This is a genomic window from Streptomyces sparsus (genome assembly GCF_054776295.1).
In genome coordinates, this window is the sequence record NZ_BAAHCA010001571.1 from 1 (window position 1) to 685 (window position 685).

Sequence of the window (685 nt, forward strand, 5' to 3'; positions counted from 1 at the left end):
GGGGACGCGGCCGGGCGGGCGGGCGGGGTCCCCGGGGATCAGCCGCCAGCCGGCGAACAGCAGCAGCAGGGCGACCGGAGCGGGAAAGAGCAGCGTCCAGCGCCAGCTGAGTTCGGTGAGGGCGCCGGACAGCAGCAGGCCGACGGTGAAGCCGGCCGCGCCGAACAGCGAGTAGACCGACACCGCGCGGCGGGCCCGGGGGCCCTCGGGAAAGGTCGTGGCGATGATGGCCAGCCCGGTGGGCGCGGTCAGCGCGGCACAGACGCCCTTGACGACGCGGGTGGCGACGAGCAGGGCGCTGCTGTCAGTCAGCCCGCCGACCAGCGACGCGGCGGCGAAGACGGCCAGCGCCAGCAGGTAGACCCGGCGGCGGCCGAAGCGGGCGGTGATCCGCGGGCCCAGCATCAGGACCGCGCCGAAGCCGAGGGCGAAGCCGCTCATCACCCACTGCACGGCGCCGATGCCGAGGCCGTACTCGGCGGCGATCGCGGGCAGCGCCACCAGCACCACCGACACCTCCAGGGCGTCGAGCAGCATGTTGCCGGCCAGGACGAAGAGCAGCGCCCACAGCCACCGCGGAGGTGCCGTGCCGGTCAGGTGACCGGTGGCGGGGGTGGGGGCGGGTGGGGTGCTGGAGGTGGTCATGCGGGCGTCACCGCCGGGGGTCGGGGGGTCCGGCTGGGCC

At 75.9% G+C, this 685-nt stretch carries 1 protein-coding gene; it reads right to left on the reverse strand.

Annotation, left to right across the window (positions count from 1 at the left end; genetic code table 11):
• A partial coding sequence (locus ACYVE9_RS29660) for an MFS transporter (protein ID WP_461030957.1) occupies window positions 1–645 on the reverse strand: 645 nt, incomplete at its 3' end.
• Window positions 646–685: the final 40 nt, after the last annotated feature.